This is a genomic window from Microcystis sp. BLCC-F209 (assembly GCF_041928595.1).
Classification (GTDB): Bacteria; Cyanobacteriota; Cyanobacteriia; order Cyanobacteriales; family Microcystaceae; genus Microcystis.
In genome coordinates, this window is record NZ_JBHFLL010000277.1 from 1 (window position 1) to 7699 (window position 7699).

Genomic DNA, 7699 nt, shown 5'->3' on the forward strand with positions numbered 1-7699 from the left:
CAATATTACCTAATCAATGATCATTAAGTAGGTAGGCACAATTATTTGTAGGATGGGTTAGCGGTAGCGTAACCCATGCGGGCGTTGGGTTTCATTCTTCAACCCAACCTAACTTCATTTTATATTTAATTCAAACCACCAACTTAATTATTACTTCAAAAATAATTTGCTAGTCGATAAATTTATAACTTATAACTGATACCTTATAACTGTCTCGAATAGAAAATTAATTTTGCTGTAATACTTACTTTGGTGGTTGGAATTAAATATAAACTGAACGTTGGTGGGTTTGAAGCATGAAACCCAACGCCCGCATGGGTTACGCTACCGCTAACCCATCCTACAAATAATTGTGCCTACCTACTTAATGATCATTGATTAGGTAATATTGCTTGATTTTTTGATCACTTTTCTAGTAAAATATCTGCTAGACACCCGATTACTCAATTAACCTAATTATCTACTCCCATGTTAACAAAAATTATTCTCGGGTTACTTTGGTTAGGCTTCGGATTATACGCTTTTTTACTAGCACCCCCCGATCAACCAGATACAGTGAATTTAATTATCAATCTTTCCACTGGGAAATGGCAAGATATCAACCCGTTAATTATCGCTCTTTTTAACCTGATGGGAGTTTGGCCACTTATCTACACTAGCCTTTTAATTATCGATGGTCGTGACCAAAAAATCATCGCTTGGCCCTTTACTTTTGCCTCCTTTGCCGTGGGTGCTTTCGCTATTTTACCCTATCTAACTCTCCGTCAATCCAACAGCAATTTTACTGGTAAAAAAAATCTGGTCATTAAACTTTTAGACTCACCTTGGTTGGGAGTAATTGCCCTAATTACTGCGGCAATTTTAATCGCCTACGGATTAATCAACGGCAATTGGTCTGATTTTTGGCATCAGTGGCAAACTAGCCGTTTTATTCATGTTATGAGTTTAGATTTCTGTCTTTTAACCCTATTATGTCCAATTTTGCTGCAAGATGATCTAACCCGACGGGGATTAAAAAATCCTTTCCTGTTGCCGGTAATTTCCCTTTTGCCTCTAATCGGTCCGGCAATTTATTTAATTATTCGTCCTCGCTTAGGGGAGAATTAAGGGTAAATGACCTTGGGGAAACTCGGCCTAGTTATCAGTTGTTTTTTCACTATTTCTTGACAAGAGAAGTTCATATTTAACAGAAATTATGCTGAGGTTCCCCTAAAATACGAGGAAAGAGATTAATGTCCAGATTAGAAGGAGTGTTTAACCTTGTTAGAGAGTCAAAAACCACCTCGAATTTACTGCTTTCAAGCTGATTATCTTGCCTCCCAACAATTTAACCCCCAAGAGATTCCCGCTTGGTTATCCTTAGAGGTAAACTGGCAGGGTTATAGAATTCATACCCTACCCTGGGTAGCAGACGTAGCTAGGGTATTAGGATTATTAGCGATCGAAGATACTCCCCAAGGGTGGCAAGATTATTTAGAAAGCTTGGGATTAGCCAAAATTAGGTTAATGGACAGCGAGGAGTTTTTTGAGGATAAATCTTTATCGGGATGTTAAAAATGCCCTATAATTGGCAATTTAGTGATGATTCTACCAGTGAATTTATGTCCTATAAACTACTCTTCGTCTGTTTAGGCAATATCTGTCGTTCTCCCGCTGCCGAGAATATCATGACTTATCTGATTGAACAAGAAGGATTAGGTAATAAAATCCTCTGTGATTCTGCGGGGACTGCCGGTTATCATATCGGTTCTCCTCCCGATTCTCGCATGAATACGGCGGCCAAAAAACGCGGTATTCCTCTACAAGGGACAGCCAGACAATTTACCCGCGAGGATTTCGAGAATTTTGATCTAATCCTAGCCATGGATAAAGCCAATTATCAAGATATTTTATCCCTAGATCGGACAGGAAAATATCAAGAAAAGGTCAAGTTAATGTGTGACTATGCTCGTTATCACCCAGAAAAAGAAGTTCCCGATCCCTACTACGGTGGTCGTGAAGGTTTTGACCGCGTAATCGAGCTACTTTTAGACTCCTGTGGCAGTCTTTTGGAGGAAGTAAAAAACAAAATTTAAGTTTTTTCTTTCAGCTAATCGATTAATCTATGTTCGAGGGAAAAACGAACCAATTCAGCCCGATTGTTAGTATTGGTTTTTCTGAGTAAACTGCTAACATATTTCTCGATCGTGCGAGAACTAAGATGCAGTTTTTGCCCAATTTCACTGTTAGAAAGTCCCCGGGCTAAATGTTCTAACACTTCCCGCTCGCGATTAGTTAACTTAAAATCGTCCTGTAAAGAAGAAGTTAAAACATCCCTAGTTTTGGGGCTTTCTTCTGGTTTTAATTTCTGATATTGACGTTCACTTTGCACCATTTGCGCTCGCTCTAAAAGATTGCGAATAACCGCTTTTAATTCCTCCATCTCAAAAGGTTTAGGAAGATAGATATCACAACCCACTTGATAACCGCGAATTCTTTCCTCTGTTGACCCTCTTTCAGTTAAAAAAATTACTGGTAATAACCTAAATTCTGGCTGTTGCCGCACCTTAGTCACCAAAGAATAACCGTCCAAACGGGGCATTTTGATATCCGATACCAAAAGATGGGGATGATAGGTATCCAATAAATTCAAAGCTTCCAAACCATTGCTCGCCGCCACCACACTATAACCTGCTAATTCTAAATAGTCTTTGACTGCTAGGCGGATACCGGGATCATCATCGGCAATTAGAATCAAAAGAGGCATAGAAATCAACAGGACAAGGTTTTTTCGTTATTAATAGCCTAGCACCCTCCGCTCGCCACAATCGTCTATCAAGCTACAGAGGCCGTTTTAACTGATATTATACTAGCAGTTAGCAATCAGCCTTTTCAGTAATCAGTAATCAGTAATCAGTAATCAGTAATCAGATGTGAGTTTTCAGCTTTTTTCTCCTCCTCTCCCCACTCCCCCACTCCCCACTCCCCCATCTCCCCACTCCCCCATCTCCCCACTTCCCCAACCCCTTGTTTACTTTTTACTTTGAAGATCATTTTTTAGTTATAGCGTTTCTCATAAGTATGAAGTATAACTGGATTGGGCATCGTCTCATGATTCCTGACTCCTGACTTCTGGCTCCTGACTCCCGAAACCGAAAACTTCGTACCTCACTATTAAGATAATTGCCATAACATGACAGATTATTTAGTTTCCCTGACAATTTGGGCGGGTATTTACGCGATTTTTGCCCTCGGTTTAAATCTACAATGGGGATTTACTGGCTTAATTAACTTTGGTCACGTTGCTTTTGCCACTTTAGGGGCTTATGCCACGGTTTTATTGACTTTACAGGGTGTACCGATGATTTTTGCCGCCATTGTCGGGGCGTTCCTAGGGGCATTGTTGGGATTGGCCATCGGTTTTTCCACCCTGAGATTAAGAGCCGATTATCTAGCGATTGTCACCATCGGGGTGTCTGAGTTAATTCGTTTACTGGTGCTTAACGAGGATTGGTTAACGAAAGGCAGTTTCGGACTACAACGTTATCCCCTACCTTTGGATATAAATCCCAGTTTTCCCGTCAAATTATTAATTATTGCCCTGTTTACCCTGCTTGCTATCTTTGCTCTCTGGCAATTGGGGCGCAATCTGCAACGACAATGGCGCGAAGCGTCGCAAATTAGCGGTAAAAGCTATCAACCGACGCCAAAGAGTGCTTTAATCTTTTGGGGGTCTTTAGGGGCGATAATCCTGCTTTTTCTGTATATAAACGGTGTAATTGCCTTGAATGACTATAATTACAAAGCCGGGCTGATGGTGGTAGTTTTAATACTCCTCGCTCTCGTTTATACTGGTTTAGAATTACTTTTGCGCTCGCCTTGGGGACGCATCCTCAAAGCGATTCGGGAAGATGAAGAAATTCCCCGGGCTTTGGGAAAAAATGTCTTTTGGTATAAGTTACAATCTTTGATGTTAGGCGGTGCGATCGCTGGTTTAGCCGGGGCTTTTTTAGCATGGCAATTAACCACTATTTACCCGACTAATTTTGAGCCGTTATTGACTTTTAACGCTTGGATTATTATCATTCTCGGTGGCTCTGGTAGCAATGCCGGCACCTTACTAGGAGCAGTAATTTTCTGGGCTTACGATTCCCTGACTCGCTTTATTCTGCCCCAATTAGATATTTTTAATGATAGCCAATTAGGGGCTTTACGGATTATGATTATCGGTCTGCTGCTCATGGTTTTAATGATCTGGCGCCCCCAGGGTATCCTCGGCAAAAAAGAGGAGTTAACTTTGGGAAAATAATTTCAGTTATCAGTTATCAGTTATCAGTTCATCGATTACTCTTCACTGAAAACACTTCCCACTTCATAATTCATAATTCATAATTCATAATTCATAATTTATATATGTTACTTTCTGCCAAAGGATTATCGAAAAGTTTTGGAGGCATTCGCGCCGTCAATAATGCTTATTTGGACGTGCCGCAGGGCAGTATCACCGGGTTAATCGGGCCAAATGGAGCCGGCAAAACCACACTTTTTAACCTTTTATCTAATTTTATTCGCCCGGATAAAGGGGAAGTTTTTCTTGATGGTCAGCCCATTCATCAGCTGCCTCCCTATCAAATTGCCATGAAAGGATGTGTAAGAACTTTTCAAGTCGCCAGGGTATTATCCCGATTAACGGTGTTAGAAAATATGCTCTTAGCTAGTCCGGGGCAAACGGGAGAAAATTTTCTCAAAGTCTGGTTTCAGGGGGCAAAAATTCGCCAACAGGAACAGGACAATCGTGACAAAGCTTTGCAGATATTAGATTCGATCGGTCTGGGGGAGAAAGCGCACGATTATGCGGGAGCTTTATCGGGAGGACAGCGGAAATTATTAGAGATTGGCCGAGCGCTAATGACCGAGCCAAAATTAATTTTATTAGATGAACCAGCCGCCGGAGTTAATCCCACTTTAATCGGTCAAATCAGCGACCATATTATCGAATGGAATCGTCAGGGAATTACCTTTTTAATTATCGAGCATAATATGGATGTGATTATGTCTCTTTGTCACCACGTTTGGGTATTAGCAGAAGGGACAAATTTAGCCGATGGCATTCCCAGCGAAATCCAAAAAAACGAGCGGGTTTTAAAGGCTTATTTAGGAGACTAAAGCTAATTTTTGCACCTGTTCAACAAAGTTAGCCAGAATTTTTAAGCCATTAGTCGAGGATTTTTCCGGGTGAAACTGCACCGCTACCAAACGATCACGAGCGATCGCTGCTGTCACCGTTTGACTGCCGTGGGTGACGGTGGCGGCAGTTAGATGACGATCAAGGGGATCGACATAATAGGAATGGACAAAATAGACGTGAGGATGGGGGGGTAATCCCTGCCAAAGAGCATCATCCGGCTGGGTGAAGTCTAATTGATTCCAACCCATGTGGGGAATGGTAATGCCAGGTTCCGAGCGAAAACGGCGCACTGTCCCCGGAATAATCCCTAAACCCGCCTCTTGTCCTTCCTCCGATGAGTCAAAGAGAATTTGTAAACCGAGACAGATACCGAGAAAGGGTTTACCATTAGCGATCGCAGCTTTGATCGGTTTTTCGAGATGACGGGCCCGAATTTGCCGGACAGCAGGATCAAAAGAACCGACTCCGGGTAAGACAATAGCGTCAGCTTTTTCCAGATCTAGGGGAGAATCGGTAATTTTCGGCACTGCACCCACGGTTTCCAGTCCTTTACAGGCAGAGTGCAGATTTCCCATGTCGTAATCGATGACAGCGATTAAGGTCATTGCTATATACTGATCAGGCGATAACCTTATTTTAGAACAATCACGCCGTCATACCATTTTTCTTTATTCGTGTCCCTCAACCCCAACCTTGTCCCTTTCTGGGAGAGGGATTGGGGGTCAGGCCAATTAACTATCTCTGCCATTACTTTAGAAAAATTGTATAATTTGCCATCGAGGACCGACTCCCCAAAACGAAAACTTCGTACCTCACTATTAAGATAACTGCTCTAAGTAGTAGTGCAAAATTAATTTCCTAAGAACAATTAACCCTTTTTGGCTAATTTATCAATGCAATAATCATCAATTCCCTTACAAGAGTTTATTTGGGTAAAATTTCTCTGTTTTTATTTACTTCAGTCTCAGGTAAAGATTCCCCTAATTTCTGATAAAGTTCTATCAGAGATTCTAGGACTTCTTCAGCATTTTTCACTGATTCAGCATAAGTATTACCATGAGTTATCCATTTTTGTCCTGGAAAGTCTGGTAAGCCAACTAGATAACAATTGTCTTCCTCAGACCACTGAATCACTATTCTATATTTAAGTTTTTGGCTCTTCTAGATTCTGTGTGATAAGTTTAACTTACAATATGATCGATCGATCTTTGTGTCCTTTGTGTCTCTGTGGTTCGTTCCACTCACTGCCCCAAGACTGTATCTTAGAATACATTTTACCCACCAAACCGGGGAGAGCCATTTTTTTTGCATCAGTCAAGATTTGATCGATCAGGTAATTTGCTGGGGGGTGTGACAAGTCTTGTATAATCTGTTAAAATTATAAGATGCTAAAAAGTCTGCGCTATAATACTCGATTAGGATGATATAAAGGTAATTAGGAGAAGCGATGAACACTATCCAACTGACACCGGAAATAGAAGATTTGATTGCTCAACAAATCAAAACAGGAAAATATCAAGATGATTTAGCCGTTATTGAAGAGGGATTGCGTTTATTGGCAGAAAGAGACAGAATTTACCGAGGAAGATTTGAAGAATTGAAACGGGAAGTCATGATTGGGGGGCAAGAGTTGAAACGTGGGGAAAGTTTTGATGGTAGAGAAGTCATCAACAGATTTAAAGCAAACAATCTTCAGAATTGTGAATATTAAATTATGATCGTTATTTTAATATCCGCAAGAGCTAAATAAGATTTAGAAAGCATCAATGATCGGATTGCTTATTCTAATATTCAAGATGCCAATCAGTTAAACTTATTACTTAAATTAAATCAAGAGAGGATCAATTATGATAACATTAGAACAAGCTCTTATAACAGTTAATCAACTACCTATTGAACAGAGAGAAATGTTAATAGAAATTATCAAAAATCAAATGATAGAATCCTATCGAGAAGAAATAGCCCGAAATGCTAAAGAAGCAAAGGAAGCTTTTCAAAGAGGAGAATTAAAACCTCAACCCTTAGAAGATATTATTAATGAATTAAAAACTATATTAACAGAAGATGAATGAGAGAGATTATTGCAACACAGAAGTTTAAACGATCATTTCGTAAATTTGTCAAGCGTAATGCTCAACTTGAACAAAAAATTATTGAAACATTAAAGTTAATGCAAGAAGATATTTCTACCCCCCAGTTAGCTACTCATTCATTACAGGGAAAATTGCTAGGATTAAAAGCTTGTTCTTGTGGTTATGATTGTAGAATTGTATTTTCTTTGGAAACAACAGAAACTAATGATAAGGAGCAAAAAGAGGTAATTATTCTAATTGATATTGGTACTCATGATCAGGTTTATTAATTGGTGGTGATTCGGTAGTAGTGATGGCGGCTTAATCCTTTGCTTTGCTGTGCATTGTAGTCATGGATAAAATACCAAAGGGTTCCCCAACGTGATTCTCCATTTTTTTAGAGAAAGATAGACTCTCTCTCACCAGCCGAGAAATCCTTTGTCGAAAGGTATTATTTAAT

The 7699-nt window shown here is 40.0% G+C and carries 11 protein-coding genes and 1 pseudogene; 9 read left to right on the plus strand and 3 right to left on the minus strand.

Features of this window, described 5'->3' with window-relative positions; translation table 11 throughout:
- The first annotated feature begins 468 nt into the window (after positions 1-468).
- From ACE1AQ_RS17770 to ACE1AQ_RS17780, 3 genes are all read left to right on the plus strand, one after another.
- Positions 469-1107 carry a hypothetical protein gene (locus ACE1AQ_RS17770; protein WP_008205651.1) on the plus strand — a complete coding sequence of 213 codons (639 nt, stop codon included), beginning with the start codon at positions 469-471 and terminating at the stop codon, positions 1105-1107.
- Between the two features lie 153 nt (positions 1108-1260).
- The gene (locus ACE1AQ_RS17775; RefSeq protein WP_002733401.1) at positions 1261-1554 is read left to right on the plus strand and encodes a hypothetical protein; all 294 of its coding nucleotides are present in this window, start codon (positions 1261-1263) and stop codon (positions 1552-1554) included.
- Positions 1555-1556: 2 nt separating this feature from the next.
- A complete protein-coding gene (locus ACE1AQ_RS17780) occupies positions 1557-2075 on the plus strand; it encodes a low molecular weight protein-tyrosine-phosphatase (protein ID WP_008205648.1) in 519 nt (172 codons plus the stop codon).
- A gap of 14 nt (positions 2076-2089) precedes the next feature.
- On the opposite strand, the gene ACE1AQ_RS17785 is transcribed toward ACE1AQ_RS17780, so the two are convergent.
- Positions 2090-2746 carry a response regulator transcription factor gene (locus tag ACE1AQ_RS17785; protein ID WP_002802605.1) on the minus strand — a complete coding sequence of 219 codons (657 nt, stop codon included), beginning with the start codon at positions 2744-2746 and terminating at the stop codon, positions 2090-2092.
- Positions 2747-3172: 426 nt separating this feature from the next.
- Between ACE1AQ_RS17785 and ACE1AQ_RS17790 the strand changes: the two genes are divergently transcribed.
- Together ACE1AQ_RS17790 and ACE1AQ_RS17795 are read left to right on the plus strand one after the other, a co-directional pair.
- Positions 3173-4288, plus strand: a complete 1116-nt coding sequence (locus tag ACE1AQ_RS17790) for a branched-chain amino acid ABC transporter permease (protein WP_008205644.1) — start codon at positions 3173-3175, stop codon at positions 4286-4288.
- A 104-nt stretch (positions 4289-4392) separates the two neighbouring features.
- Positions 4393-5145 carry an ABC transporter ATP-binding protein gene (locus ACE1AQ_RS17795; protein WP_110545078.1) on the plus strand — a complete coding sequence of 251 codons (753 nt, stop codon included), beginning with the start codon at positions 4393-4395 and terminating at the stop codon, positions 5143-5145.
- Here ACE1AQ_RS17795 and hisH read toward each other — a convergent pair.
- Both hisH and ACE1AQ_RS17805 read right to left on the minus strand, forming a co-directional pair.
- A complete protein-coding gene (gene hisH / locus ACE1AQ_RS17800) occupies positions 5134-5772 on the minus strand; it encodes an imidazole glycerol phosphate synthase subunit HisH (RefSeq protein WP_008205640.1) in 639 nt (212 codons plus the stop codon). The two genes, ACE1AQ_RS17795 and hisH, sit on opposite strands and share 12 nt — an antisense overlap.
- Positions 5773-6091: 319 nt before the next feature.
- Positions 6092-6301 (minus strand): type II toxin-antitoxin system HicB family antitoxin, encoded by a 210-nt coding sequence (locus ACE1AQ_RS17805; protein ID WP_008205638.1) that lies wholly within the window; start codon positions 6299-6301, stop codon positions 6092-6094.
- Between the two features lie 38 nt (positions 6302-6339).
- Here ACE1AQ_RS17805 and ACE1AQ_RS17810 point away from each other — a divergent pair.
- From ACE1AQ_RS17810 to ACE1AQ_RS17825, 4 genes and pseudogenes are all read left to right on the plus strand, one after another.
- Positions 6340-6521: pseudogene (locus tag ACE1AQ_RS17810) on the plus strand (hypothetical protein).
- A gap of 93 nt (positions 6522-6614) precedes the next feature.
- On the plus strand, positions 6615-6878 hold the full coding sequence (locus tag ACE1AQ_RS17815; protein ID WP_008205635.1) for a type II toxin-antitoxin system ParD family antitoxin: 264 nt from the start codon (positions 6615-6617) through the stop codon (positions 6876-6878).
- Between the two features lie 136 nt (positions 6879-7014).
- On the plus strand, positions 7015-7239 hold the full coding sequence (locus ACE1AQ_RS17820) for a hypothetical protein (protein WP_008205633.1): 225 nt from the start codon (positions 7015-7017) through the stop codon (positions 7237-7239).
- Positions 7236-7529, plus strand: coding sequence for a type II toxin-antitoxin system mRNA interferase toxin, RelE/StbE family (locus ACE1AQ_RS17825; protein WP_008205630.1), 294 nt, complete (start codon positions 7236-7238; stop codon positions 7527-7529). The genes ACE1AQ_RS17820 and ACE1AQ_RS17825 overlap by 4 nt, the downstream gene beginning before the upstream one ends.
- Positions 7530-7699: the final 170 nt, after the last annotated feature.